23 protein-coding genes are annotated in these 24,855 nt (G+C 75.2%); 14 read left to right on the plus strand and 9 right to left on the minus strand.

Features of this window, described 5'->3' with window-relative positions; translation table 11 throughout:
* The first annotated feature begins 134 nt into the window (after positions 1–134).
* The 5 genes from Ae717Ps2_RS18855 (at position 135) to Ae717Ps2_RS39200 (ending at position 5,333) form a co-directional block, all read left to right on the plus strand.
* Positions 135–1,067, plus strand: coding sequence for a PDR/VanB family oxidoreductase (locus Ae717Ps2_RS18855; RefSeq protein WP_075312966.1), 933 nt, complete (start codon positions 135–137; stop codon positions 1,065–1,067).
* Between the two features lie 64 nt (positions 1,068–1,131).
* A complete protein-coding gene (locus Ae717Ps2_RS18860; RefSeq protein ID WP_075311048.1) occupies positions 1,132–1,734 on the plus strand; it encodes a phosphoribosylanthranilate isomerase in 603 nt (200 codons plus the stop codon).
* A gap of 96 nt (positions 1,735–1,830) precedes the next feature.
* Positions 1,831–3,009 (plus strand): CaiB/BaiF CoA-transferase family protein, encoded by a 1,179-nt coding sequence (locus Ae717Ps2_RS18865; protein ID WP_075311046.1) that lies wholly within the window; start codon positions 1,831–1,833, stop codon positions 3,007–3,009.
* Between the two features lie 10 nt (positions 3,010–3,019).
* Positions 3,020–4,225 carry an alpha-amylase family glycosyl hydrolase gene (locus Ae717Ps2_RS18870; RefSeq protein WP_075311044.1) on the plus strand — a complete coding sequence of 402 codons (1,206 nt, stop codon included), beginning with the start codon at positions 3,020–3,022 and terminating at the stop codon, positions 4,223–4,225.
* Between the two features lie 220 nt (positions 4,226–4,445).
* Positions 4,446–5,333, plus strand: coding sequence for a hypothetical protein (locus Ae717Ps2_RS39200; protein WP_233147625.1), 888 nt, complete (start codon positions 4,446–4,448; stop codon positions 5,331–5,333).
* A 79-nt stretch (positions 5,334–5,412) separates the two neighbouring features.
* Here the strand turns inward: Ae717Ps2_RS39200 and Ae717Ps2_RS18880 are convergent, their stop codons facing one another.
* A complete protein-coding gene (locus Ae717Ps2_RS18880) occupies positions 5,413–5,970 on the minus strand; it encodes a DUF305 domain-containing protein (RefSeq protein WP_075311042.1) in 558 nt (185 codons plus the stop codon).
* A gap of 644 nt (positions 5,971–6,614) precedes the next feature.
* On the opposite strand from Ae717Ps2_RS18880, the gene Ae717Ps2_RS18890 reads away from it, so the two are divergent.
* The 3 genes from Ae717Ps2_RS18890 to Ae717Ps2_RS18900 all read left to right on the plus strand — a co-directional run bounded on the left by Ae717Ps2_RS18890 (position 6,615) and on the right by Ae717Ps2_RS18900 (position 9,587).
* Entirely contained in the window at positions 6,615–6,896 is a 282-nt protein-coding gene (locus Ae717Ps2_RS18890; RefSeq protein ID WP_043278418.1) for a metal-sensitive transcriptional regulator, read from the plus strand.
* Between the two features lie 53 nt (positions 6,897–6,949).
* Entirely contained in the window at positions 6,950–7,153 is a 204-nt protein-coding gene (locus tag Ae717Ps2_RS18895; RefSeq protein ID WP_020623949.1) for a heavy-metal-associated domain-containing protein, read from the plus strand.
* Between the two features lie 241 nt (positions 7,154–7,394).
* The gene (locus Ae717Ps2_RS18900; protein ID WP_139320271.1) at positions 7,395–9,587 is read left to right on the plus strand and encodes a cation-translocating P-type ATPase; all 2,193 of its coding nucleotides are present in this window, start codon (positions 7,395–7,397) and stop codon (positions 9,585–9,587) included.
* Here Ae717Ps2_RS18900 and Ae717Ps2_RS18905 read toward each other — a convergent pair.
* Together Ae717Ps2_RS18905 and Ae717Ps2_RS18910 are read right to left on the minus strand one after the other, a co-directional pair.
* Complete coding sequence (locus Ae717Ps2_RS18905; protein ID WP_075311038.1) at positions 9,544–10,344, minus strand: GAF and ANTAR domain-containing protein; 801 nt, start codon at positions 10,342–10,344, stop codon at positions 9,544–9,546. The genes Ae717Ps2_RS18900 and Ae717Ps2_RS18905 overlap by 44 nt on opposite strands.
* A 133-nt stretch (positions 10,345–10,477) precedes the next feature.
* A complete protein-coding gene (locus tag Ae717Ps2_RS18910; protein WP_075333668.1) occupies positions 10,478–11,617 on the minus strand; it encodes an aromatic acid exporter family protein in 1,140 nt (379 codons plus the stop codon).
* Positions 11,618–11,809: 192 nt separating this feature from the next.
* Between Ae717Ps2_RS18910 and Ae717Ps2_RS18915 the strand changes: the two genes are divergently transcribed.
* On the plus strand, positions 11,810–12,496 hold the full coding sequence (locus Ae717Ps2_RS18915; protein ID WP_075311034.1) for a type 1 glutamine amidotransferase: 687 nt from the start codon (positions 11,810–11,812) through the stop codon (positions 12,494–12,496).
* Here the strand turns inward: Ae717Ps2_RS18915 and Ae717Ps2_RS18920 are convergent.
* The 4 genes from Ae717Ps2_RS18920 to Ae717Ps2_RS18935 form a co-directional block, all read right to left on the minus strand.
* A complete protein-coding gene (locus tag Ae717Ps2_RS18920; RefSeq protein WP_075333669.1) occupies positions 12,468–14,573 on the minus strand; it encodes a xanthine dehydrogenase family protein molybdopterin-binding subunit in 2,106 nt (701 codons plus the stop codon). The genes Ae717Ps2_RS18915 and Ae717Ps2_RS18920 overlap by 29 nt on opposite strands.
* Positions 14,570–15,586, minus strand: a complete 1,017-nt coding sequence (locus tag Ae717Ps2_RS18925; RefSeq protein ID WP_075311030.1) for a xanthine dehydrogenase family protein subunit M — start codon at positions 15,584–15,586, stop codon at positions 14,570–14,572. Before Ae717Ps2_RS18925 ends, Ae717Ps2_RS18920 begins: the two co-directional genes overlap by 4 nt.
* The gene (locus tag Ae717Ps2_RS18930; RefSeq protein ID WP_075333670.1) at positions 15,583–16,140 is read right to left on the minus strand and encodes a 2Fe-2S iron-sulfur cluster-binding protein; all 558 of its coding nucleotides are present in this window, start codon (positions 16,138–16,140) and stop codon (positions 15,583–15,585) included. The genes Ae717Ps2_RS18925 and Ae717Ps2_RS18930 overlap by 4 nt, the downstream gene beginning before the upstream one ends.
* Before the next feature lie 80 nt (positions 16,141–16,220).
* Entirely contained in the window at positions 16,221–16,811 is a 591-nt protein-coding gene (locus tag Ae717Ps2_RS18935; RefSeq protein ID WP_198932211.1) for a TetR/AcrR family transcriptional regulator, read from the minus strand.
* 124 nt (positions 16,812–16,935) lie between these two features.
* Between Ae717Ps2_RS18935 and Ae717Ps2_RS18940 the strand changes: the two genes are divergently transcribed.
* Positions 16,936–18,189: an FAD-dependent monooxygenase gene (locus Ae717Ps2_RS18940; protein WP_075333672.1), complete on the plus strand. Its 1,254-nt coding sequence runs from the start codon at positions 16,936–16,938 to the stop codon at positions 18,187–18,189.
* On the opposite strand, the gene Ae717Ps2_RS18945 is transcribed toward Ae717Ps2_RS18940, so the two are convergent.
* On the minus strand, positions 18,141–18,596 hold the full coding sequence (locus Ae717Ps2_RS18945) for a MarR family winged helix-turn-helix transcriptional regulator (protein WP_075311011.1): 456 nt from the start codon (positions 18,594–18,596) through the stop codon (positions 18,141–18,143). The two genes, Ae717Ps2_RS18940 and Ae717Ps2_RS18945, sit on opposite strands and share 49 nt — an antisense overlap.
* Positions 18,597–18,853: 257 nt before the next feature.
* Here Ae717Ps2_RS18945 and Ae717Ps2_RS18950 point away from each other — a divergent pair, with 257 nt between their 5' ends.
* From Ae717Ps2_RS18950 to Ae717Ps2_RS40075, 3 genes are read left to right on the plus strand one after another with little or no spacing between them, the layout of a single operon-like run.
* A complete protein-coding gene (locus Ae717Ps2_RS18950; protein ID WP_075554119.1) occupies positions 18,854–19,549 on the plus strand; it encodes an ABC transporter ATP-binding protein in 696 nt (231 codons plus the stop codon).
* A complete protein-coding gene (locus Ae717Ps2_RS18955; protein WP_020622710.1) occupies positions 19,546–20,766 on the plus strand; it encodes an ABC transporter permease in 1,221 nt (406 codons plus the stop codon). Before Ae717Ps2_RS18950 ends, Ae717Ps2_RS18955 begins: the two co-directional genes overlap by 4 nt.
* A 20-nt stretch (positions 20,767–20,786) precedes the next feature.
* A complete protein-coding gene (locus Ae717Ps2_RS40075) occupies positions 20,787–22,466 on the plus strand; it encodes an HlyD family efflux transporter periplasmic adaptor subunit (protein ID WP_075333673.1) in 1,680 nt (559 codons plus the stop codon).
* Between the two features lie 13 nt (positions 22,467–22,479).
* On the opposite strand, the gene Ae717Ps2_RS18965 is transcribed toward Ae717Ps2_RS40075, so the two are convergent.
* On the minus strand, positions 22,480–24,039 hold the full coding sequence (locus Ae717Ps2_RS18965; RefSeq protein ID WP_075333674.1) for an MFS transporter: 1,560 nt from the start codon (positions 24,037–24,039) through the stop codon (positions 22,480–22,482).
* 78 nt (positions 24,040–24,117) lie between these two features.
* On the opposite strand from Ae717Ps2_RS18965, the gene Ae717Ps2_RS18970 reads away from it, so the two are divergent.
* Positions 24,118–24,696, plus strand: a complete 579-nt coding sequence (locus Ae717Ps2_RS18970; RefSeq protein ID WP_075311003.1) for a TetR/AcrR family transcriptional regulator — start codon at positions 24,118–24,120, stop codon at positions 24,694–24,696.
* The last annotated feature ends 159 nt before the right edge of the window (positions 24,697–24,855 follow it).

Raw genomic sequence — 24,855 nt, forward strand, 5'->3', positions numbered from 1 at the left:
TGTGCCACTGCGGCGCCGAACGCGTCTTCGACGACCCCGTCCCGCTGTGGGAGTGGCTGCTCGCCCACCCCGACGGCCACCACCCGCTGCCCGAGCCGCCGTCCGCCCGGCGGGGAGCTGGAAGGAGCGACGCGATGAGCACCCCTCTCGTGGTGGAGAAGAAGGAGGCCGCCGCCGACGGCGTGGTGCTGCTGACCCTGCGCGACCCGTCCGGCGCGGACCTGCCGGCCTGGGAACCGGGCGCGCACATCGACCTGCGGACCGGGCCGGACCTGGTCCGGCAGTACTCGCTCTGCGGCGACCCCGGGGAACGGTCGGTCTACCGGGTCGCGGTGCTGCGGGAGGCCGACGGCCGCGGCGGGTCCGCGTACGTCCACGACGTCCTCGCCGAGGGCGACACCGTCGACGTGGACGGCCCCCGCAACCACTTCGGGCTCGTCGACGCGCCCGGCTACCTGTTCGTCGCCGGGGGCATTGGGATCACCCCGATCGTCCCGATGGTCGCGGCGGCACAGGCCGCGGGCGCGGACTGGCGGCTCGTCTACGGCGGCCGCGCCCGGGCGTCGATGGCCTTCACCGAGCTCGCCGAGCGGTACCCCGACCGCGTGGTCCTGGTGCCGCAGGACGAGGACGGGCCGCCCGACCTCGCCGCCGTGCTCGGGGCGGCCGGGGACCGGCCGGTCTACTGCTGCGGTCCCGGCGGCCTGCTCGACGCCGTCTCCGAGCTCGGCGACCGGCTCGGCCTCGACGTCCACCTCGAACGGTTCGCCCCCGCCGACGGCGCGCTCGACGGGCCGCAGGACGGGTTCGAGGTGGAGCTCGCCGGGTCCGGCCGGGTGGTCGAGGTCCCGGCCGGCTGCTCGATCCTCGACGCGCTCGAGGGCGCCGGGATCACGATGCTGTCCTCGTGCCGGGAGGGCACCTGCGGCACCTGCGAGACCGGGGTGCTGGGCGGCGAACCCGACCACCGAGACTCGCTGCTCTCCGACGACGAGCGCGCCGCGGGCGAGGTGATGATGGTCTGCGTGTCCCGCTCGCGGTCCCCGCGGCTCGTGCTGGACCTGTAGCCGATCCGCCGGCCTCCTTCCCGGCGCGCCGGGCGGCGCGGCCGCGCCACGTAGGGTCGACCCCGTGTTCGTGAAGGTGTGCGGGTTGTCCACCCCGGCCGACGTCGACGCGGCCGTGGCCGCCGGCGCCGACGCGGTCGGGTTCGTCGTGTACCCGCCGAGCCCCCGCCACGTCGACCCGGCCGGGCTGGCCGCGCTCGTCGCGCGGGTGCCGGACGGGGTGCGGTCGGTGGTCGTGGTCGCCGACCTGCCCGCGGGCGAGGCCGCCGCGGTGACCGCCGGCGCCGGCGCCGACGTGCTGCAGCTGCACGGCCGCTACACCGCCGGGGACTTCGCCGTCGCCGGGCGGCACCCGGTGACCCTGTGGCGGGCCACCTCGCTGACGGACGACCCGGACCTCACCGTCGGCCTGCACGGCGAGGAGGTCCTGCTGCTCGACTCCCCCGTCGCCGGGTCCGGCGAGCGCTGGGACGCCGAGGCACTCGACCCGAAGCCGGACGGGCGCTGGCTGCTCGCGGGCGGTCTGGACCCCGGCACGGTCGGTGAGGCGGTGCGCCGGGTGCGGCCCTGGGGCGTCGACGTCTCCAGCGGCGTCGAGTCCGCCCGCGGGGTGAAGGACCACGGGCGCATCCGCGACTTCGTCGCCGCCGCCCGCGACGCCGGCTGACCCCGGCCGGGCCCACGACGGCCGGGCGGGGCGTCGTCGGTCGGGGTCGTGCATGATCCGGGGGACCAGGCATCGTCTCGACGCCGAGGAGCCGTCATGGCCACGGACGCACAGCTCCCCCTGGAGGGCCTGCTCGTCGTCTCCTGCGAGCAGGCCGTCGCCGCGCCGCTGGCGACCCGGCACCTCGCCGACCTCGGCGCTCGCGTCATCAAGATCGAACGCGAGGGCTCCGGCGACTTCGCCCGCGACTACGACGAGACCGTCCACGGCATGTCCAGCCACTTCGTGTGGCTCAACCGGTCCAAGGAGTCTGTCACCCTCGACCTGAAGTCCGACGACGGACGCGCCACGATGCTGCGGCTGCTGGAGCGGGCCGACGTGTTCGTGCAGAACTTCGCCCCGGGTGCCGCCGAGCGGCTCGGGCTCGGCGCCGCCGCCCTGCGCGAGCGGTACCCCCGGCTGGTGACCTGCTCGATCTCCGGCTACGGAAGCTCCGGCCCGTACCGCGACGCGAAGGCCTACGACCTGCTCATCCAGTCCGAGGCGGGGCTCGTCTCGATCACCGGCACCGAGGACGCCCCCGCCAAGAGCGGCATCCCGGCCGCCGACATCGGCGCCGGCATGTACGCGTTCTCCGGCATCCTGTCCGCGCTCTACGAGCGGGAACGCACCGGGCTGGGCACCGACCTGGAGGTCAGCCTGTTCGACTCGCTGGTGGAGTGGATGGGCTACCCGCTCTACTACGCCGGCTACGGCGGCACCGCCCTGCGGCGGACCGGCACCAGCCACGCCGCGATCGCTCCGTACGGCACGTTCTCCGCCGGTGACGGCACCGACGTCGTCCTGTCGATCCAGAACGAGCGCGAGTGGGTGACGTTCTGCGAGGTCGTGCTGCGCCGCCCGGAGGTCGCGACCGACCCGCGGTTCTCCAGTGGCCGGGCCCGGGTGGAGAACCGCCCCGCCCTGCACGCCGAGATCGACACCGTGCTGACCGGCCTGACCGGCGACGAGCTCGTCGCGCGGCTGGTGGCGGCGCGGATCGCGCACGCCCGGCAGCGGGAGGTCGGCGAGGTGCTGGAGCACCCGCAGCTCGCCGCGCGGGACCGGTGGACCGAGGTCGACAGCCCGGTCGGGCCGCTGCGGGCGCTGCAGCCGCCGATCACCGTCGCCGGGCGGCGGGCGCGGATGGACCCGGTCCCGGCCGTCGGCGAGCACACCGAGGCCGTCCTCGCCTGGCTCGACGGGCACCGGGCCGAGGAACCGTCCGACGGCTAGGGTCGCGCGGATGGACTGGGTACGGCACGCGATCTGGTGGCACGTGTACCCGCTGGGGTTCACCGGGGCCCACCCCGACCGTGGCGACGGGGCGGACCACTCGCTGCGGCGGATCATCGGCTGGCTCGACCACGCGGTCGCGCTGGGGGCGAACGGACTGCTGCTCGGCCCGGTGTTCGCCTCGGCCACCCACGGCTACGACACCACCGACCACCTGCGGATCGACCCGCGCCTGGGCTCGGGCGCCGACTTCGACGCGCTCGTCGCCGAGGCGAAGGGGCGCGGCCTGCGGATCCTGCTCGACGGCGTCTTCAACCACGTCGGGCCCGAGCACCCCAGGCTGCTCGCCGCCCGCGCCGACCCCGGCGGGCCGGACGACGCCTGGTTCCGGCACACCGACGACGGGGAGATCGCCGTCTTCGAGGGCCACCCCGGCCTGCACACCCTCGACCACGACAACCCCGCGGTGCGCGACCACGTCGTGGACGTGCTCTGCCACTGGCTCGACCGCGGCGCCGACGGGTGGCGGCTCGACGCCGCGTACACCGTCCCCGACGACTTCTGGGCCGACGTCCTCCCCCGCGTCCGCGCACGCCACCCGGGCGCCTGGTTCCTCGGCGAGGTCATCCACGGCGAGCACGACGCGGTCACCGCCGCCACCACGATCGACGCGCTCACCCAGTACGAGCTGTGGAAGGCGGTCTGGTCGAGCCTCAACGACGGCAACCCGCACGAGCTGGCGTGGGCGCTGCAGCGCCACGACCGGTTCGTCGCCGCCGCGGTGCCGAACACCTTCCTCGGCAACCACGACGTCACCCGGCTCGCGTCGCAGCTGCACGACCGCCGCCACATCGAGCTGGCCGTGGCCGTGCTGTGCACCGTCGGCGGCACCCCCTCGGTCTACGCCGGCGACGAGCTCGGCCTGACCGGGGTCAAGGAGGAGCGGGCAGGCGGCGACGACGCGGTCCGCCCCGAGTTCCCCGCCGACGGGTCGTTCCCCGACGGCGCCGACCCGCACGTCCTCGCGGTGCACCAGGAGCTGATCGGGCTACGCCGGCGCCATCCCTGGCTGTACGACGCGCGGACCGAGGTGGCCGAGGCCACCGACGACCGGCTCGTCTACGTCAGTCACGGCGACGGCGGCCACGGGGACGGCGGAGCGCTGCGGGTCACCCTCGACTACGCCGCGGGCACCTGGGACGTCCAGGACGCCTGACCACCTCGGCAACCGGCGGATCGCCGCTGATCCTTCCGGCCGAGCCGCCCGCCACTCGCAGCACCGCGACGGCCGGTGGTCGCGGACCGACCCCGCGTCGGCAACCCGGTCCGTACGGTCGATCACGGAACGGTCACGGTCCTGATCCCCAGCAGGACCCGCGCGCCCCGCTCCCCAGGCATCCGGGCGCAGCCGTCTCCGACGAGGAAGGACGCCCTGCGTGCCGAGGAACATCCCCGGCTCCGTGGCGGCCCGGCGCTCCCCGAGCCGGGCCGACCCGAGCCGACCGTTGCCGTCGACGACCGTCGTCACCCGTGACGTCGGCCCGGAGCGGGGCGGGAGGCACCGCCGCGCGGGCCGGGCCCGCACCCTGCAGGTCCTCACCTCCGCGCTCGCGGGCGGCGGACTCGTCGCCGCGCACGCCGCGACCGGCGGCGGACTCCCCCGGGTCGACGACCTCGCGCTGCAGGCCTTCAGCTCCCCGGCCGCGGACGCGTCGCCGACCGACGCGGCCACCGCGGCGCCGTCGGCACACTCCGGGACGGCGCGGTCGCTGGCCGAGCCGCCGCCCCCGGTCGACGTCGACGCGATCGTCGGCGCCGCGAACGGTGCGGTCGGCTCCGCGGTGACCGCCCGCGACGAGGCGCGCGAGCGCGCCCGGGCCGCCGCCCGCGAGGCACGGGAGGCGGCCGCCCGCGCCGCCGACTCCGCGCGCTCCTCCGCCGGGGCCGCCGACGCACCCTCGGCCGGCGGCCCGACCGGCTCCCCCACGTGTGCCCTGGGCACCGCGGGCATGGAGGGCGTCGCCGCGAACGTGGCGAGGGCCGGGGAGAAGCTGCGCTGCCTGTTCGGCGTCGACTCCGTGCTGGGCATCGGCAGCCGCGGCAACGCCTCCGACCACCCGAGCGGCAAGGCCCTGGACTTCATGGTCGACCGGGCGACGGGCGACCGGCTCGCCGCCTACGCCCAGCAGCACCGGGACGAGCTCGGGATCTCCTACATCATCTGGCGGCAGCGCATCGACACCGGCAGCGGCTGGACGGCCCAGGAGGACCGGGGCGGGGCGACGGCGAACCACATGGACCACGTGCACATCTCGTTCAGCTGACGCCGCGACGATGATCGTCACGACCGAGCGGTCCGGTGCCGTTCCCGGCACCGGATCCCTCAGTCGCGACGATCTCCGCTCAGCCCAGCAGCGCCCGCATCTCCGCGATCTCCGCCTGCTGCGTGTCGAGGATCCGCTGCGCCACCTCCCGTGCCCGCGGGTCCACCCCGGCGTCGAGCTCGGCGCGGGCCATGGTCACCGCACCCTCGTGGTGGGCGATCATCATCTCGAGGAACGACCGGTCGAACGCGGCGCCGGACGCGCGTTCCAGCCCGGCCATCTGCTCGTCGGACATCATCCCCGTCATCCCGGCCATGTCACCGTGACCGGCGTGGGGGTCCGCGGCGGGCGCGGCGCCCCAGTCGGCCAGGAACCCCTGGAGCTGCCCGATCTCCGGGCCCTGGGCGGCCTCGATCCGGTCGGCGAGGGCGCCCACGCGGGCCCCGGCGCGGCCGTCGGCGAGCCGTGCCATCGCGATCGCCTGTTCGTGGTGCGGGATCATGCCCTGGGCGAAGGTGACGTCGGCGCTGCTCGACGACGCGACCGGCGGTGCGGACGCGGCTCCGCCGGCGCAGCCGGTCAGGACGAGGGCAGCGGTCAGTGCCGTGGCGGCGAGCGCCACGTTCGTGTGTGTCATGTGTCGGTACTCCCGTGTCGTGGGTGCTCGGCGGCTCCGGCGCTCTCCCGCGCCGGAGGCCGGTCACGTCCGCGACACGCAGAGCAGCGCGAGCCGCCGTGGGACCGGGGGCGAGCGGCCGGTCGGTCCGGTCCGCGGGCGCCCCGGGCCGACCGGCCCCCGCGACGCCGGCAGCCCCCCCCCCCCCCCCCCCCCCCCCCCCCCCCGGACAGCAGCACCGCCGCGGCGAGGACGACCCCGGCCACGAGCACGGCCAGGCACAGGTGCAGCAGGTGCGCGGCCCCGTCGTGCGACGATCCGTGGGGACCGGGACGTGTGGCCCCCGCCGACGCGCCGTCCGGGACGGGGTGCGCCGGTACCGCGGCGGCGCGGGCCGGCCCATCGTGCAGTGCCGAGTGCAGTGCGGAGTGCGAGGCGGAGTGCAGTGCGGGGTGCGGGGCGGCGTGCGGCGTGCCCGCGGGACGGTCGTGTACACCGGAGTGCGCGGATGGCGCCGCGAGCGCGTGCATCCCCAGCAGCCCGAGCAGCACCGGCAGCACGAGCACGAGCAGCCGGGTCCGGTCCGTCACACCTCGACCGTACCGGCGGGGTGGATACCACTACCCCCTAGGGGTATGGTCGCGGTGGACCCCGAGGAGGACGCGATGCCCGGCTACGCCGACACCAAGGACGCGCACGTCAAGCGGATGCGCCGGATCGAGGGCCAGGTCCGCGGCATCACGAAGATGATCGAGTCGGACAAGTACTGCATCGACGTGCTGACCCAGGTCGCCGCGGTCAACAAGGCCCTGGAGGCCGTCGCGCTGGGCCTGCTCGACGAGCACCTGAAGCACTGCGTCGCCGACGCCGCCGCCGAGGGCGGCCCCGTCGCCGAGGAGAAGATCCAGGAGGCCAGCGCGGCGATCGCCCGGCTGGTCCGATCCTGACCCCGATGGCGCCGGACCCCGATGGCGCCGAACCCCGCACAGGAGAGAGCACGATGAGCACCGCCAGCTACACCGTCACCGGCATGACCTGCCAGCACTGCGTCGCCTCGGTCACCGAGGAGATCAGCGAGATCGCCGGCGTCACCGACGTGGCCGTCGACCTGCCGACCGGCGCCGTCACCGTCACCAGCGACGACGAGGTCTCCACCGAGGCCGTCCGCGACGCCGTGCGCGAGGCGGGCTACCAGCTCGTCTGAGCACCCCACCCGACCACCCACCCGGCGCGGGTCGCGACCGCCACCCGCGCCGGGTCGCCCCGGAGGACCGACCATGAGCGACACGTCCCCGGCCCACGGACCCGTCACCGCCCTGCCCCGCGCAGCCGCGACCGGGACCGTCGCCGAGAGCGGCCCAGGCAGCGTAGCCAGCACAGCCGGCACAGCCGGCCCGGGCAGCACAGCCGGCACCGTCACCGAGATCGAGCTCGCCGTCGGCGGCATGACCTGCGCGTCCTGCGCGAACCGCATCGAGCGCAAGCTCAACAAGCTCGACGGCGTCACCGCCACCGTCAACTACGCCACCGAGAAGGCGCGGATCAGCGCCCCCGGCGGCGTCGGGCTCGACACCCTGCTCGGGACCGTCGAGGCGGCCGGCTACACCGCCACCCCGCCGAGCGCCGAGCCCGACCCGGACCCCGAACGCGACCTGCGCGACCTGCGGAACCGGCTGATCGGCGCCGTCGTGCTGTCGGTGCCGGTCGTCGTCCTCGCGATGACGCCCGCGTGGCAGTTCGTCGGCTGGCAGTGGGCCTCGCTGCTGCTCACCCTGCCGGTGTGGGGCTGGGCCGGGGCGCCGTTCCACCGGGCCGCCTGGACGAACCTGCGTCACGGCGCCGCCACGATGGACACCCTCGTCTCGATGGGGACGACGGCCGCGCTCGCCTGGTCGCTCTACGCGCTGTTCCTCGGCACCGCCGGGATGCCCGGCATGGTGCACCCCTTCGAGCTGACGATCTCGCGTACCGACGGCAGCGGGAACATCTACCTGGAGGTCGTCGCCGCGGTCGTCACGTTCGTGCTGGCCGGTCGCTACGTCGAGCTCCGCTCCCGCCGCCGGGCCGGCGCCGCGCTGCGCGCGCTGCTGCAGATGGGCGCGAAGGACGTGACGGTGCTCCGCGACGGCGCCGAGGTCCGCGTCGCCGTCGACGAGCTCACGGTGGGCGAGGAGTTCGTCGTGCGCCCCGGGGAGAAGGTCGCCACCGACGGCGAGGTCGTCGACGGCCGCTCGGCGGTCGACGTCTCGATGCTCACCGGCGAGTCGGTGCCGGTCGAGGTCCGGGCCGGTGACACCGTCGTCGGCGGGTGCGTGAACTCCGGCGGGCGGCTCGTCGTGCGGGCCACCCGGGTCGGCTCGGACACCGCGCTCGCGCAGATGGCGCGGCTGGTCGAGGAGGCGCAGAACGGCAAGGCCGAGGTGCAGCGCCTCGCCGACCGGATCTCCGCGGTGTTCGTGCCGGTCGTCGCCGTGATCGCCGCCGCGACGCTGCTGGCCTGGATCCTCACCGGCGCCCCGGCCTCGACCGCGTTCACCGCGGCCGTCGCCGTGCTGATCATCGCCTGCCCGTGCGCGCTCGGGCTGGCCACACCGACCGCGCTGCTCGTCGGCACCGGCCGCGGCGCCCAGACCGGCATCCTGATCAAGGGCCCGGAGATCCTGGAGTCGACGCGCCGGGTCGACACCGTCGTGCTCGACAAGACCGGCACCGTCACCACCGGCACCATGGCGCTGACCGATGTGCACACCGCCGACGACACCGACGAGGCGACCGTGCTGCGCCTCGCCGGAGCGCTGGAGCGCGCCTCGGAGCATCCGGTGGCCGCCGCGATCGCCGGGGCCGCCACCGAGCGGGTCGGTGACCTGCCCGCCGTCTCCGACTTCACCAACCACGAGGGTCTCGGCGTGCAGGGCGTCGTCGACGGTCACGCCGTGCTCGTCGGCCGCCCGCGGCTGCTCGAGCAGTGGTCGGTCCCGCTGTCCGACGACCTCGCCGCGGTCGCCGCGGACGAGGCCGCACGGGGCCGCACGACGGTCGCCGTCGCCTGGGACGGGGCCGCCCGCGCCGTGCTCGTCGTCGCCGACACCGTGAAGCCGACGTCGGCGGAGGCGATCGCGGAGTTCCGCAGGCTCGGGCTGCGCCCGGTGCTGCTCACCGGGGACAACCGTGCCGTCGCCGAGACCGTCGCCCGTGAGGTCGGCATCGAGCCCGGCCCGGAGACCGTCGTCGCCGACGTGCTGCCCGCGGACAAGCTCGCCGTCGTGACGCGGCTGCAGGAGCAGGGCCGGGTCGTCGCGATGGTCGGCGACGGGGTGAACGACGCGGCCGCGCTGGCCCGGGCCGACCTGGGCCTGGCCATGGGCACCGGCACCGACGTGGCGATCGAGGCGTCGGACATCACCCTGGTCCGGGGCGACCTGCGGGCCGCGGCCGACGCCGTCCGGCTGTCCCGGCGCACGCTGGGCACGATCCGGGGCAACCTGTTCTGGGCGTTCGCCTACAACACGGCCGCGATCCCGCTGGCCGCGTTCGGGCTGCTCAACCCGATGATCGCGGGTGCGGCGATGGCGTTCAGCTCGGTGTGCGTGGTGCTCAACAGTCTGCGGCTGCGCCGGTTCCGTCCGCTGGCGGTGTGACCCCGCCGGCCGCGGGGTCGCGGGCCAGGTGCTCGGCGATCGAGCGGAGCTTGATGTTGAGGTGCTGCGAGGCGCGGGTGAGCCGGTCGAAGGCCTGCTCCGAGGTGATCCCGTAGCGCTCCCGCAGGATACCGATCGCCTCGCCGATCACCTGCCTGCTCCGGACGGCCTCGTGCAGGTTCTCCCGCGTGCGTGCGGCGTCGATGGCGACGGCGGCGTGCGCGGCCAGCACCGCGATCCGGTCCTGCGCGGCGGTGTCGAACGCGCCGGCGGCGCCGAAGACGTTCAGGGCGCCGGTGGTGCGGTCGTCGGTGAACAGCCGCGACGCCACCACCGAGCCGATCCCCCGGCGCGCGGCGGCCGGGCCGAACCGGGGCCAGCGCGGGTCGTGCTCCAGATCCGCCGACACGACGTTGCGGTCGGCGCGGATCGCCTGCAGGCACGGACCCTCGCCCAGCTCACGCTGCAGGTCGTCGAGGATCTGCGCGGACGGGCCGGTGCTCGCCGGGGTGACGATCCGGCCGCCCGTGGTGAGGGTCAGCGTCGCGTGGGTGCAGCCCTCCACGAGGCCGGTGCAGGCCTCGATCACACGCTCGCAGGCGTCGGTGGCGTCCTGGGCACGGTAGAAGTGCCGGGACAGCCCGGCCATGACGCCGGCCAGCTCCTCGGGGGCGCGGGCGGCGTCGGCGTCGGCACGGAACTCCCCGGAGGGCCGCTGTGACAGCTCGTCGGTCCAGGGCGACCGCCGTGCCGTCATCTGCCGCTCCTCGGTGTCCGGGGGGCGGCCCCGCCGGCTGCAGGATCTCAACCGACAGGACCTGGGCCGGCGTACGCCCCGGGTACGAGTGCCGGCATGGTCCTGGCATACCCGGTCGGCGGCCGCCCACACGTCATCGGCCGGCCGGATGCAGATCCGGGCTGCGGTCGGCCGGGCCGGCGTGCAGGTGGTCCAGGCACCGCCGCAGGTGCAGCACGATCCCCGACGCGGCGAGGCTGTCCTCCCAGCCCGCGCGCTGCGAGTCGAGCCGGTCGGTGACGCGGTCCAGCGCCTCGCGGGCGGCGGCCAGGTGTCGGCGGTGCCCGTCGAGCCCGGATCGGGCGGGACCGCGGGTCAGGTGCGCCAGCTCCGCCGACCGGATCGCGGTGGCCAGGTCCGCCATCGCCTCCGCGACCGGGGTGCGCAGCTCCGGGTCGAGGACCAGGACGGTGCGCTCGGCCCACGCCGTCTGGGCCAGGACCGTGCTGATGTCGCGGACGAGCACCGCGAGCTGTTCCAGGGTCTGCGCGGCCTCGTAGAGCTGCTGTCCGCGGGCCCGGTAGGCGCGTGCCCGCAGGTTGGCGCGCCGGCCCGCGTCGGCGGAGCGGACCGCCTCCCGCGTCGCGTCGATCAGCGGCTCGAAGTCGTGGCGGTGGCGTGTCCACTCCTCGCGCTCGGGTGGCCACCGTTCGGCCAGGACCTCCGCCATTTCCTGCAGGTGGTCGGCGATGCCGTCGCGCAGCCGCGTCACGACACGGTGCGCGCGGGCGTTCTGCGGCGGGGGTGGCAGGGCCAGGGTGACCGCGATCCCGACCAGTACACCGAGCAGGGTCTGGCCGAGGTAGCCGGCCATGAACCCGGACGGGTCGGCGGCCCCGATGAGGATGGTGAACAGCGCCGCCGTGGGGATCAGGTCCCGCGCCGCGGCCAGCACGGGCACCGCGCCCGCCGCGATCCCGGCCAGGACGGCGACGGCCACCGCCCACCACCGGGCCCCGCCCAGGTGCAGTGCGGTGGCACCGAGACCGACACCGATGCCGGAGGCGAGCACCGCGAACAGGCTCTGGCGCAGCGAGTCGAAGACGGTCGGGTAGCAGACGAGCAGGGCGCCGAGCGGCGCGTAGTAGGGGTACTGGCCGAGCACACCGGGGACGAGGGTGGCGAGGTACCAGGCCGCGCCGGCCGCGGCGCCGGCCCGCCAGGCCAGTCGCATGCGGTGGCGCAATCCCTCGGTGAACAGGGAGGCCGGGGAGTTCGGGTGGTGCGGGATCAACGACGGCTCCGTCGGTCGTGCAGGTGGTGTGGGAAGCGGGGCCGGCTGTTCGACCGCGAGGGCCCTGACCACCCGTCGGCCGCGGGGAACGCGGTGGAGTCCGGGGGTGGCGCCGTGCGCACACGGGCGCGGGCCGGACGAGGGCTACCCGCGGCCGTGCGGCACAAACCCGGCCGGTGGCAGGGTGGGCCGGTGCGCGCCATCGTGATCGGCCACGACCACGTCGCCGGGCTCGGGCTGCTCGGCCCGGCCCTGGAACGACACGGCGTCCGTCCGGAGTGGACGACGGTGGTGCCCGCGTCCCGGTACGACACCCCGGACGTCGACACCCGGTTCCCCGACCCCGCCGGGGCCGACCTGGTGGTCACCCTCGGCGCGCCGTGGCCGCGGGAGCGGATCGCCGGGTGGGCGGGCCGCGAGGTCGACTTCCTGCGTGCCGCGCACGACGCCGGCGTGCCCGTCCTCGCGGTCTGCTTCGGTGCCCAGCTCCTCGCCGAGGCCCTCGGCGGCGGCCGGACGACGCTGCCGGCCGCCCGGATCGGATGGCACCCGGTCGACCCGGTCGACGACCGCCTCCCGGCCGGACCGTGGTTCTGCTGGAACGCCGAGCAGCTCGTCGCGCCGCCCGGGGCGGAGCTGCTCGCGACCAGCGGGGCCGGACACGAGGCGTTCCTGGCCGGCCGCAGCGTGGGCGTGCAGTTCCACCCCGAGATGACCGTGGACCTGCTGGAGCGCTGGTTCACCCTCGGTGTGCCCGACGGTCTCGACGCCGACGCGCTCCGGGCGGCGACGGCGGCGCAGGACCCGCAGCGACTCGCCGAACGGGCGCAGCGGGTCCTGGCCCTCGCGCTCAGACCGCCAGGAAGTGCTCCAGCGTGATCGGCAGCGACCGGACCCGCACGCCGGTGGCGTGGTGGGCGGCGTTCGCGACGGCCGCGGCCACCCCGACGATCCCGATCTCCCCGATGCCCTTGGCACCCACCGGGTTGACGAGCGGGTCGTGCTCGTCGACCCACTCGGCGTCGATGTCGCCGACGTCGGCGTTCGCCGCCACGTGGTAGCCGGCGAGGTCGTGGTTGACCACGTGCCCGCGGGCCGGGTCGACGACGCCCTCCTCGTGCAGCGCCATCGACAGCCCCCACACCATCCCGCCGAGGAACTGCGAGCGGGCGGTCAGCGGGTTGAGGATGCGTCCCGCGGCGAACACCCCCAGCATCCGCGGCACCCGGATCTCGCCGGTGTCGGCGTGCACCGCGACCTCGACGAAGTGCGCCCCGTGCGCGCCCATCGCGTACTCGGCCATCGCCGGGTTGTGCCCGGCGACGCCGTCGGCCTCCGCCCCGTCCTCGGGGTCGGTGCCCCACTTGTCGCGGAACCGGTCGGCGGCCTCGACGATCGCCGTCGCCCAGGACGCGGTGCCCGCGGAGCCCCCGGCCATGGTCGCGTGCGGCAGGCCGGTGTCGCCCAGGTTCAGGTCCACCTGCGCGGGTGGCACCCCGAGCGCCTCGGCCGCGATCTGGGTGAGCACCGTGCGGGCGCCCTGGCCGATGTCGGACGCGGCGATGTCCACCCGGTAGCGACCCGGCGCTCCGGCGCCGGGGGTCCCGTCGGCCGAGTACCGGATCGCGGCGGCGGAGCCGGGCATCGCGAACGTCGGGAAGAACGCCGCGGCGACACCGGTGCCGTGCCACCAGCCGTCGACGAGCCGGGTGCGCGGCCGCGGGTCGCGGTCCGCCCAGCCGAACCGGTCGGCGCCCCGCCGCAGGCAGGCCACCAGGTTGCGGCTGGAGAAGGGCCTGCCGGTGTCGGGGTCGACGTCGGGCTCGTTGCGGATCCGCAGCTCGACCGGGTCGATCCCGAGCGCGACGGCGAGCTCGTCGACCGCGGACTCCGCACCGAAGCTGCCGGGCGCCTCGCCGGGGGCGCGCATGTACGTCGGCGTCGACAGGTCCAACGGCACCACCCGGTGCGAGGTCGCCCGGTGCGGCGCCGCGTACAGGTGCCGGCTCATCACCGCGGTCGGCTCGCCGTACTCGGCCATCCGTGCCCCGCCCTCGACGACGTCGTGGGCCAGCGCGTGCAGCCGACCGTCGGTCCCCGCGCCGAGCCGGACCCGCTGCACGGTCGCCGGCCGGTAGCCGGTGGTGTCGGTCATCTCGCGCCGGGTGAGCGACAGCTTCACCGACCGGCCGGGGACGGCCCGCGCCGCGAGCACGGCCAGCACCGACCCCGCGTGCAGCGCGCCCTTGGTCCCGAACCCGCCGCCGACGTGCGGCGAGACGACGGTGACGTCGTCGCCGATCCCGAACAACGCCGCGACCTGGCGCCGGGCGTCCCAGACCGACTGCGAGGCCTCGAACAGGGTGAGGTGCCTGCCGTCCCAGCGGGCCACGGTCGAGTGCGGCTCCATCGGGTGGTGGTACTCGATCGGCGTGCGGTAGGTGGCGTCGATCCGTACCGGGGCCTGCGCGAACGCCGTCTCCGGGTCGCCGGTGCGGGTGTCCGGCGGGAACGCGACCACCACCTCGGGGGTGTAGGCCTGCGACGAGTCGGGGTCGAACGCGGTGACGGCGTCCTCGGCGTCGTAGGTGACGACGACGGCGCCGGCGGCCTCCCGGGCCGCCTCGGCGGTCTCGGCGAGCACCGCGGCGACGTACTGGCCGCGGTGGTGCACGGCGCGGGTCTGCAGGACGGCCTGCTCGGTGCTCGCGCCGTCGTCGAGCCGCGGCGCGGTGTCCGCGGTGAGCACCGCGACCACCCCGGGGACCGCGGCCGCGGCGGCGGTGTCGACCGCGCGGACCCGGCCACGGGCGATCGTCGCGCCGACACCGCACAGGTGCAGCGGCGCGACGGTGTCCTGCTCGTAGGCGTAGACGGCGTTGCCGGTGACCTTGGCGGGGCCCTCGATCCGGGTGTGCGCGGTGCCCGCGGTGCCGGGGGTGACGGTGCTGGTCATGCGGCCTCCGTCCGGTGCGCGGCGAGGCCGCGCAGGGTGGCGGTGACCGTCCCGGCCACCAGCGGGATCTTGAAGGCGTTGCCGCCGACGGCGGTGTCCACGGCACGGGCGTCGGCGGTCTCGGCCGCCGCGGCGGCCCGGAACGCCTCGTCGGTGGCGGGCCCGCCGAGCAGCGCCTGCTCGGCGCGGTGCGCCCGCCACGGCCGGTGCGCGACCCCGCCGAGGGCGATCCGCACGTCGCGGACGGTGCCGTCGTCGGCGACGTCGAGGGCCGCGGCCACCGACACCAGCGCGAACGCGTAGGAGGCGCGGTCGCGGACCTTGCGGTAGGCCGAGCGCGCGGCGACCGGCAGTGCGGGCAGCTCGACCGAGGTGATCAGCTCCCCGTGCTCCAGCACGGTGTCGCGGGACGGGTCGTCGCCGGGCAGCCGGTGCAGCTCGGTCGCGGCGACGGTGCGCTCCCCGTCCGGGCCGAGGACGTGCACCCTGGCGTCGAACGCGGCCAGGGCGACCGCCATGTCCGACGGGTGGGTCGCGATGCAGCCGCCCTCGGGCGCGCCGAGGATCGCGTGGTGGCGGGCCCAGCCCTGCTGCGCGGAGCAGCCCTGCCCCGGGTCCCGCTTCGTGCAGGGCGCGGTGAGGTCGGCGAAGTAGGAGCAGCGGGTGCGCTGCAGCAGGTTCCCGCCGGTCGTCGCCATGTTGCGCAGCTGCCCCGAGGCCCCGGCGAGCAGCGCCGCGGACAGCGCCGGGTAGTCGCGCCGGACCCGCGGGTCCACGGCGACGTCGGTGTTGCGGGCGCCCGCGCCGATGGACACGCCGCCGTCGGCGGTCGGGGTGATCGCGGTGGACAGCAGCCCGGTGACGTCGACGAGCGTGCCCGGGCCGGCCACGCCCAGCTTGAGGTGGTCGACGAGGTTGGTGCCCCCGGCCAGGTAGACGGCGGACGGGTCGGCGGCGACGGTCGCGACGGCGGCCGCGGCGTCGCCGGGGCGGGTGTAGGCGAACGGCTTCACCGCGACGCCCCCGCTCCGGTGCCCACGGCGCTGACGGCGCTGACGGCGCTGACGATGCCGGAGTAGGCCGCGCAGCGGCACAGGTTCCCGGACAGGCGCTCGGCGATCTCGGCACGGTCCAGCACGGCGGGCCCGTCGGCGGACAGGTCGGAGGTGACCGCGCTGGGGTGCCCGGCGCGGGCCTCATCGAGCATCCCGACGGCCGAGCAGATCTGGCCGGGGGTGCAGTAGCCGCACTGGTAGGCGTCGTGGGTCACGAAGGCCTCGGCGAGCGGGTGCAGGTCCGCCCCGTCGCCGAGGCCGTCGGCGGTGGTGACCGCGGCGTCGTCGTGGGCGACGGCGAGCGAGAGGCAGGACAGCACGCGGCGGCCCGGCCCCTGCTCGCCGGGCCCGGCCATCAGGACGGTGCACGCACCGCACTGGCCGTGGTCGCAGCCCTTCTTGGCGCTGGTCACGCCGAGCCGGTCACGCAGCGCGTCGAGGACGGTGGTGCGGGTGTCGACCGTCAGCTCGTGGCGACGGCCGTCGACGGTGAGGGAGATCGTGGAGTCCACGATGGTGCGCTCCTTCGGGAGACGGAGTGGAGACCCCGAAACGGAGCCTCCTCCGTTACTATAGAGGAACGATGTTCCGGTTAGGCAACCCGAAGGCCGGCGAGGAAGAAGCCGACGGCGCGCCGGGCGTCGTAGGCAGGGTCGACGTCGGCAGGGTCGGCAGGGTCGGCGTCGGCACCGAAGCACAGGTTGCCGATCCCGCGCAGCACCTCGTAGGTGGTGACGTCGGACGGCAGCTGCCCGGCATCCCGAGCCGCCCGGACGATCTCCTCCGCCGCCGGCAGCAGCCGCTCCACGAACAGCTCGTGCAGGGCGGCGGAACGGCCGTCGTCGTGGACGAGCATCGCGACCAGCCCGTGCTTGGTGACGACCAGGTCGACGAACTCCCCGACCCACGCCACGAGCGCGTCGAACGGCGTCGGACCGGCGTCCAGGCAGGCCCGGGCGGCCGCGGCACAGCTCTCGACCTGGTGCCGATAGACGGCGACCACCAGGTCGGGCCGGGTCGGGAAGTGCCGGTAGACCGTGCCCACACCGACCCCCGCGCGGGCGGCGATCGCCCGGACCGGCGCGTCGACGCCCGAGGTCACGAACTCGGCCGCGGCGGCCTCGAGCAGGGCGGCGCGACTGCGCCGGGCGTCGGACCGCACCGGTTCCCGCTGCACACCCACCACAGACTCCCTGCCGCCCGGAACGCTGTTCCGCATCGTATCTGGCACAGCGTTCTGCTCCATCTCGGGAGACGAGGTCGTCGCGCAGGTTTAGCCGACCGGGTAGTTCGGTCATCTAACTACCATGACCTCCTCCCGGCACGCACTCATCTCCGGCGCCGGCATCGCCGGCTCCGCGCTCGCGCTGCGCCTGGCCGCGTACGGCTGGCGCACCACCGTCCTGGAGCGCACGCCGCGACGGCGCGACGAGGGGCACAACGTCGACGTCCGCGGCGCCGCACGCGAGGTCCTGCGACGGATGGGGCTGGAGGACGCGGTGCGGGCCGCGGGCACCCGGGAGGTCGGCTTCCGCGTGATCGGCGACGACGGGCGGGCCGTCGCGGAGATCCCGATGGACCCGACCGGGCCGACCGACGGGCCGACCGCCGAGCTGGAGATCCTGCGCGGGGAGCTGGCCCGGGTGCTGATCGAGGCCGCGCCGGCGTCCACGACGTTCCGGTTCGGCACCCGGATCACCGGCGTCGAGGACCGGGGCACCGCCGACGGCCCGGCCCGGGTCGCCCTCGACGACGGCACGACCGTCACCGCCGACCTCGTCGTGGTCGCCGAGGGGCTGCGGTCGCGCACCCGCGACCTGGTCTTCGACGACGTCACGGTCCGCGAGACCGGCATGTACGGCGCCTACCTGACGATCCCCCGCACCACCGACGACAACGCCTGGTGGAACTGGTTCCACGGGACCGGCTCGCGCGGGGTGCACCTGCGCCCGGACAACCTGGGCACCACCCGCGCCATGCTGACCTTCCTGTCCGGGGTGCGGGGCCTGGAGACCCTCGGCGACGCCGACGTCCGCACCGTCCTCCGCCGGACCTTCGCCGCCGCGGGCTGGGTCGCCCCGCGGATCCTGCGCGAGCTCGGCGACGGGCCGGACGGAGCCCCGATGTACTTCGACGCCGTCGGGCAGGTCATGGCCCCGCGCTGGAGCTCGGGACGGGTGGTGCTCCTCGGCGACGCCGCGCACTGCCCGTCGCCACTGGGCGGCGGGGGCACGAGCCTGGCACTGATCGGTGCCTACGTGCTGGCCGGGGAGCTGACCTCCCACCCCGGCGACACCGCAGGCGCACTGCGCCGCTACGAGGAGCTGCTGCGGCCCGCGACCGATCGGGCACAGAAGCTCCCGCCGCTGAGGCTGGCCAACCCGCGGACCCGGGCCGGGATCCGGACGCTGCGCACCGCGTTCCGGGCCGTCGCGAGCCCGGCCGGGAAACGGGTCACCGGAATGCTCGGGGCCACGCCGACCGGCGCGGTCGACACGTTCGGCCTCCCGGACTACCCGGCGCCGAGCTCGTCGAGCGTGGCGACGACCTCGCGCAGGTAGCGCTCGACGACCGCACCCTCGTCGTCGGAGAGGCGGCGGGCGACGTCGTCGAGGGCCCGGACGGCCGGCTCCCACTGCGCGAGCCGCGCACGGAAGGACTCCTCCCGCGAGCGCACGGTGACGCGGCGGCGGTCGTGCGGGTCGGGCACCCGCTCGAGGTGACCTGCCGCCTCGAGCCGGTCGATCAGCGCGGTGGTCGAGGCCGGCCGCAGGTCGAGCCGCCGGGCCAGCTCGGTCGGCCCGAGCGAGCCGTGCACGTCGAGCAGCCGCAGCGCCCACAGGTCGGTCGGGTGCAGCCCCGCCCGCCGGGCCTGTCTCCCGGTGAACTCGTGGGTCGCCCGGGTCACCGCCTCCAGCGCGACGGTCGGGCCGGCGAGCCCCTCCAGCAGGTGTCGGCTCTCGCTCATGCGGCCTCCCGGCTTCGGTCCACGGCACCGTAGCCGGACAGGGCCGGCCGCATTCGCGGCGGGATCGGTCACGAGATGGTCACGAATTCATCGCGCCCCGTCGAGGGCGATCACCCTGTCGCCTCCCTGGAATGGCAACGATTCCGCGTAAACTGATCAACCAACCGCAGGTGACGGCCCTGTGATGTGATTCACTCGATCGAGTGGCGACGCATTTTTGCCCACCATTCCCGGAGTCGACCCGACGAATTCCCGGAATGCCGGCGTGCGTAATCTCCGGAATCGTGATCGAACTCGAGGGGGTCTCCAAGGTCTACCGGAACGGAGCCCTCGAGCTGCGCGCACTCGACTCCGTGGACCTGCGCGTCGACGACGGCGACCTCGTCGCGATCATGGGCCCCTCCGGCTCGGGCAAGTCCACGATGATGAACATCCTCGGCTGCCTCGACGTGCCGAGCTCCGGCAGTTACCGGCTCGACGGCATCGACGTCGGCCGGATGTCGGACAACCGGCTCGCCGACATCCGGCTGCAGAAGATCGGCTTCGTCTTCCAGTCGTTCAACCTGCTGCCGCGCACCACCGCACTGGCCAACGTGGAGCTGCCGCTGGTCTACGCCGGCGGGCGCGACCGCCGGGGCCGGGCGCGGCGCGCGCTGGAGCGGGTCGGGCTCGCCGACCGCGGCGACCACCGGCCCAACGAGCTCTCCGGCGGCCAGCAGCAGCGCGTCGCGGTGGCCCGCGCACTGGTCACCGACCCGTCGATGATCCTGGCCGACGAGCCGACCGGGAACCTCGACACCACCTCGACCACCGACGTGATGAACCTGTTCGTGGAGCTCAACGAGTCCGGCCGCACGGTCGTGCTGATCACCCACGAACCCGAGGTCGCCGAGTTCGCCAAGCGGGTCGTGACCCTGCGCGACGGCCGGATCGTGAGTGACGAGCGCCGATGACGATCTGGGAGTCCGCGCGGATCGCGGTACGGGGCCTGCGTGCCGGGCCGCTGCGGTCGCTGCTGACGATGCTCGGGATCATCATCGGGGTCGCCGCGGTGATCGTGCTGGTCGCGTTCGGCAACGGGCTGCAGCGCTTCGTCGCCGACGCGTTCGGGCCGCTCGCCAACCAGATCCAGATCACCCCGGACCGCGGCGGCATCAGCGGCACCGGCACCCCGCGCGACCTCACCGACGCCGACGTCCGCGCCCTGCGCGACCGGGCCTCCGCCCCGGCGGTCGCCTCGGTCAGCCCGTCGGTGACCGGCTCGGCGCAGCTGCAGCTGGCCGGCGGCGGGAGCGTCCGCAGCGGCGTGACCGGCGCCGACGCCGACTATCTCGACATCGCCAACCGGGAGCTCGTCGTCGGGTCGTTCTTCGACGACCGCCAGGCCACGACCCGGGCGAAGGTCGTGGTGCTCGGCCCCAACCCGGTGGCCACGTTGTTCGGCGGCCGCGCCGGCGAGGCGCTCGGCTCGGAGGTGCGGATCGGTCGCACCTCGTTCCGGGTGATCGGCGTGCTCGCGGCCAACGGGCAGCAGGACGACGTCGCGGTCATGCCGCTGGGTGCCGCGCGGGCCTACCTGACCGGCGGCGGCGACGACGTCGACCAGATCACCGTGCGGGCGGTGTCCACCGACGCGGTGCCGCAGGCGGTCGAGCAGGTCACCACGATCCTCGACGAACGGCACCGCATCGACGACCCGCAGGACCGCGACTACACCGTCACCGCGCTGCAGAGCCTGCTCGACCAGTCCTCGCAGGTCCTGAGCTTCGTGACGATCTTCGTCGCGGCGGTCGCGGGCATCTCGCTGCTGGTCGGGAGCATCGGCGTCGCCAACATCATGCTGGTCACGGTGACCGAACGGACCCGCGAGATCGGCATCCGCAAGGCCATCGGCGCACGCCGCCGCGCGATCCTGCAGCAGTTCCTCATCGAGGCGATGGTCCTGACCGGCATCGGCGGGGTCATCGGGATCCTGCTCGGCGTCGGCGTGTCCGTGCTGGCCGGGATCGTCCTGCCCCGCCTCGTGCCCGACTTCCCCGCCCCGACGGTGTCGGCCGGATCGGTGGTGCTCGCCTTCGGGGTGAGCCTGCTGATCGGGCTGCTCGCCGGCGGCTTCCCCGCCAACCGGGCCGCACGGATGCGGCCCATCGACGCACTGCGGCACCAGTGACAGCAGCTGAGGAGCACTTCATGACCCGACTGCGGCTCGCGGGCAGCCTGCTGCTCGCCGGACTCGTCGGCCTCACGGCCTGCAGCGGCGGGGAGCAACCGCCGCCGACGGCCGTCGTCGACCGGGGTGTGGTCTCCACCGGGGTGTCGGCGTCGGGCTCGCTGGTGTCGATCACCCAGCAGAACCTCGGGTTCACCGAGGGCGGCCGGATCACCGAGCTGCTGGTCGAGGTCGGCGAGACCGTCGCGGCAGGGCAGCCGCTGGCCCGGCTGGACGACGCCGAGGCCCGGTCGAAGGTCGTCGCCGCGCAGGCCGCCCTGGACCAGCAGCAGGCGTCGCTGGGCAAGCTGACCGGCGCGAACACCGTCGAGGCCGCACAGACGTCGCTGGGCTCGGCCGAGTCGGTGCTCGCCGCGACCCGCGACCAGGTCGGTGCGCAGAACGCCGCGAACGACACCGCCGTCGAGCGGGCGAAGGTCCAGCTGGCCTTCGACCGCAAGCAGCTCGCCGCGGCGCAGGAGAAGCTGGAGACCGACCGGCGGGCCTGCAAGCGCTCCGGTGGCAGCACCGCGACCGCCACCCCGGACCCGGCCACCCCGGAGCCCGACGCCGCGTCCTCCGGCGGCGGCCTGCTCGGCGGCCTGTCCGGCGGGTCCGGCACGTCGGGCGGGTCCGGACTCGGCGCGGCCACGACCGACCCGGCCTGCACCGCCGTCGCCGCCGACGAGCAGGCCGTGACGACGGCGAAGGGCCAGGTCATCGCCTCCCAGACGGCGCTGGCGCAGGCCGAGGGCACCCGCGACACCGGGGCTGCCTCCGGCCGGGTCTCCATCGCGAACGCCGAGAGCGCGGTCGCCGACGCCCGCTCCCAGCTCACCGGGGCGAACAACGACGCACCGGCCGACGTCGCGGTGCAGGACGCCGTGGTCGCCGACGCCCGCAACACCCTCGCCGACGCCCAGCGCGGCCTGGACGACACGCTGCTGCGCGCCCCGGTCGCCGGCACCGTGTCCGCGATCAACGGCGCGGTCGGCGACGTCGTGCCCGCCGCGAGCTCCACGACCGCGCTCGCCCCCGGCTCCGACGCCCGGATCCCGCAGGCCGTCGGGTCGGCGTCGGCGGCATCGGGCACCGCGGGGGCCACCGGGGGCGGCGCGTCCGCGGCCGGCGGGGCCCCGTTCATCACCCTCAACGACCTGCAGACCTACCAGCTGGTCGTCCCGTTCGAGGAGAGCGACGCCGCCCGGGTCGCGCCGAACCAGACGGTCGACGTCACCGTCGACGCACTGCCCGGGGTGAGCCTGCCCGCGACCGTGGTGGCCGTCGCGCCGACCGCGACGCAGCTCTCCGGCGTCGTGAGCTACTACGCGACCGTCGTGCTGAACCGTACCGACCCCCAGCTGCGCGACGGCCAGACCGCACAGGCCGACGTGCGCACCGAGGCCCGCAACGGGGTGCTGCGGGTGCCCAACACCGCCGTCCGGCAGGAGGGCGGGCGCTCGGTCGTCGACGTGCCCGGCGACGACGGCGCCCCGGTGACCCGGCAGTTCGTCCCCGGCCTGGTCGGTGACCAGTTCACCGAGGTCCGCTCCGGCCTGGACGACGGCCAGCAGGTCCTGCTGCCGCAGGCCACCGTCGCGGCGACCCCGGGCGGCCCCGGCGGAGGTGGCCCCGGCGGGGGCGGCGCGGGCGGGAACTGACCCGCTCCGCCCGTCACCCCCGGCGCGCTCCGCCCCGGTGGGTGACCGGACGCGACGGCGCGTCCTCCGCGACCGTCCCGGCCGTCGCCGGGATGGTCCGCCAGGCGACGATCGCCGCGGCCAGGGTGACCGCCGCGGCGATCAGCGAGGTCGTCTGCATGGCGACGGTGAACGAGGCGCGGGCACCGTCGAGCACCGGCGAGGCCGGGTCGAGGGCGTTCGTGCTCGCGGCGAGCGAGTCGGTCACCGCGGCCCGCGCGGCCGGGTCCAGCCCGGCGGGCAGCGTGAGGCGGTCGCGATAGATCAGCGACACCACCGACCCGAGGACGGCGACGCCCATCGCGACCCCCAGCTCCAGCGCCGTCTCGGAGATGGCCGACGCCGCTCCCGCCTTGCGCGGCGGCACCGACGACACGACCGCGTCGGTGGTCAGCGTCTGTGTCAGGCCGACGCCGAGCCCCAGCGGGACCAGGGCCAGCGCCAGCCACAGGTAGCTGGTGAAGCCCTCGGCGACCGCGACGGCCACCAGCCCCCCGGTGACCAGCCCGAGGCTCACCGCGATCGCCCGGCCGAGCCCCAGCACGCGGGAGAACCGCCCCACGACGGCGACGACGGCGACCGCCGACAGCGTGGTCGGCAGCTCCCCGAGACCGGCCTGCAGCGGTGAGAACCCGCGCACGAGCTGCAGGTACTGGGAGAAGAAGAACAGCGTCCCGATGAGGGCGAACACGGCCATGAACCCGGCGAACACCGAGCCGGCGAAGGCCGGGCGGGCGAACAGCGACACGTCGATCAGCGGGACGGTCAGACGCCTCTGGCGACGGACGAACAGCGCGCCCAACGCGAGCCCGGCCGCCAGCGCGGCGACGCCGGCGACGTCGATCCCGGCCGTGACAGTGTGCTTGACCGCCCACACGACCGGCACGATCGCGGCCATCGACAGCAGCGCCGAGACCAGGTCGAACGGCCCCGGTGCGGGGTCGCGCGACTCGGGCAGCAGCCACACCCCGGCCACGATCAGCACGACCATGATCGGGACGTTGATCAGGAACACCGAGCCCCAGGAGAAGTGCTCGAGCAGCGCGCCGCCGACCAGCGGGCCGACCGCGGCACCGCCGCTGGCCGCGGCCGCCCAGGCCGCGACGGCCCGGGCCCGCTCGGCCGGGTCGGTGAACACGGTGCGGATGAGCGACAACGTCGAGGGCATCAGCGTCGCGCCGGCGACGCCGAGCAGCAGCCGGGCCGCGATGAGCATCGCGGGGCTGGTGGACAGCGCCGCGAACAGCGATGCCGCCCCGAACGCGGCGGCGCCGACCAGCAGCAGCCGCTTGCGGCCGATCCGGTCGGCCAGCGACCCCATGACGACGAGCAGCCCGGCCAGCGCCAGGGAGTAGACGTCGCCGATCCACAGGATCTCGGTCGCCGTCGGCGACAGGTCCGCGGTCAGCGAGGGCACGGCGAGGTAGAGGACGGTGTTGTCGACCGCGAGGACCAGGACGGCGATCGACAGCACCACGAGGGCCGCCCAGCGGCGGCGGGGCGTGAGCCCCTGGGTGGTGGTGTCGGCGTACATGAGCAAAACTGTACCGACTGGTCGGTTTAGTTTCGACGTGGTGTCCGTCTCGCCGGCACCGGACGGGAGGATGGACGCATGGGTCGCACGACCGGACGGTCCCCGGAGGACACACGCAAGCTGGTGCTCGACGCCGCCGCGTCCGCCATCCGCACGCACGGCATCGGGGCGACGCTCGACCTCGTCGCGCGGGAGGCCGGGATCTCCAAGGGCGGACTCGTCTACCACTTCCCCAGCAAGACCGCGCTGCTCGTCGCCCTGGCGCAGGTGGAGCTCGACGCGTTCTGGGACGCCGTGCACGCCCACCTCGACCAACCCGAGGGCACCCCCGGACGACTGGTGCGCGCCTACGTGCGGGCCAGCCTGGCACCGGTCGACGAGGGCGAGGCCCTGGAACGGTTCACCCTGATCGCGCAGCTGCTCGCGGTGCCCGAGGTCCTCGACCTGGCCCGGGTGGACGACGAGCGCTGGCAGGCCGCGCTCGCCGGGGACGGGGTGCCGGAGGCGACGCGCACGCTGGTCCTCGCCGCCGCCGACGGGATCGGCGGACGACCGCTGTGGGCGGCGGACCTGGAACCGGCGGTGCGGGAGCGGCTGGAGGCCGACCTGCTGGACATGGTGGACGCGGCGCTGCGCACGCCGCCGGCCGAGCGCTGACCCCGCGGCGCGGTCGGCCGTCCCGTACCCGTCGACTGTGACGATCGTGTGTCCTACCGCCCCTGTGGCGACACACATTCCTCACACCGTTTACCCCGCGCGGCCCTGTCCGCGACCGGGCCGGACTCCCTAGCTTGTCCACACCCGACGGGCCCCGTC

The organism is Pseudonocardia sp. Ae717_Ps2, from assembly GCF_001932475.1.
GTDB lineage: Bacteria > Actinomycetota > Actinomycetes > Mycobacteriales > Pseudonocardiaceae > Pseudonocardia.

Bases quoted from the DNA above. Each gene is read 5' to 3' on its own strand.
- Ae717Ps2_RS18855 (WP_075312966.1), top strand. From the start codon at position 135: ATGAGCACCCCTCTCGTGGTGGAGAAGAAGGAGGCCGCCGCCGACGGC.
- Ae717Ps2_RS18955 (WP_020622710.1), top strand. From the start codon at position 19,546: ATGACGATCTGGGAGTCCGCGCGGATCGCGGTACGGGGCCTGCGTGCC.
- Ae717Ps2_RS18870 (WP_075311044.1), top strand. From the start codon at position 3,020: ATGGACTGGGTACGGCACGCGATCTGGTGGCACGTGTACCCGCTGGGG.
- Ae717Ps2_RS40075 (WP_075333673.1), top strand. From the start codon at position 20,787: ATGACCCGACTGCGGCTCGCGGGCAGCCTGCTGCTCGCCGGACTCGTC.
- Ae717Ps2_RS18945 (WP_075311011.1), bottom strand. From the start codon at position 18,596: ATGAGCGAGAGCCGACACCTGCTGGAGGGGCTCGCCGGCCCGACCGTC.
- Ae717Ps2_RS18970 (WP_075311003.1), top strand. From the start codon at position 24,118: ATGGGTCGCACGACCGGACGGTCCCCGGAGGACACACGCAAGCTGGTG.
- Ae717Ps2_RS18880 (WP_075311042.1), bottom strand. From the start codon at position 5,970: ATGACACACACGAACGTGGCGCTCGCCGCCACGGCACTGACCGCTGCC.
- Ae717Ps2_RS18895 (WP_020623949.1), top strand. From the start codon at position 6,950: ATGAGCACCGCCAGCTACACCGTCACCGGCATGACCTGCCAGCACTGC.
- Ae717Ps2_RS18950 (WP_075554119.1), top strand. From the start codon at position 18,854: ATGCCGGCGTGCGTAATCTCCGGAATCGTGATCGAACTCGAGGGGGTC.
- Ae717Ps2_RS18890 (WP_043278418.1), top strand. From the start codon at position 6,615: ATGCCCGGCTACGCCGACACCAAGGACGCGCACGTCAAGCGGATGCGC.
- Ae717Ps2_RS18905 (WP_075311038.1), bottom strand. From the start codon at position 10,344: ATGACGGCACGGCGGTCGCCCTGGACCGACGAGCTGTCACAGCGGCCC.
- Ae717Ps2_RS18865 (WP_075311046.1), top strand. From the start codon at position 1,831: ATGGCCACGGACGCACAGCTCCCCCTGGAGGGCCTGCTCGTCGTCTCC.
- Ae717Ps2_RS18900 (WP_139320271.1), top strand. From the start codon at position 7,395: ATGACCTGCGCGTCCTGCGCGAACCGCATCGAGCGCAAGCTCAACAAG.
- Ae717Ps2_RS18920 (WP_075333669.1), bottom strand. From the start codon at position 14,573: ATGACCAGCACCGTCACCCCCGGCACCGCGGGCACCGCGCACACCCGG.
- Ae717Ps2_RS18965 (WP_075333674.1), bottom strand. From the start codon at position 24,039: ATGTACGCCGACACCACCACCCAGGGGCTCACGCCCCGCCGCCGCTGG.
- Ae717Ps2_RS18940 (WP_075333672.1), top strand. From the start codon at position 16,936: ATGACCTCCTCCCGGCACGCACTCATCTCCGGCGCCGGCATCGCCGGC.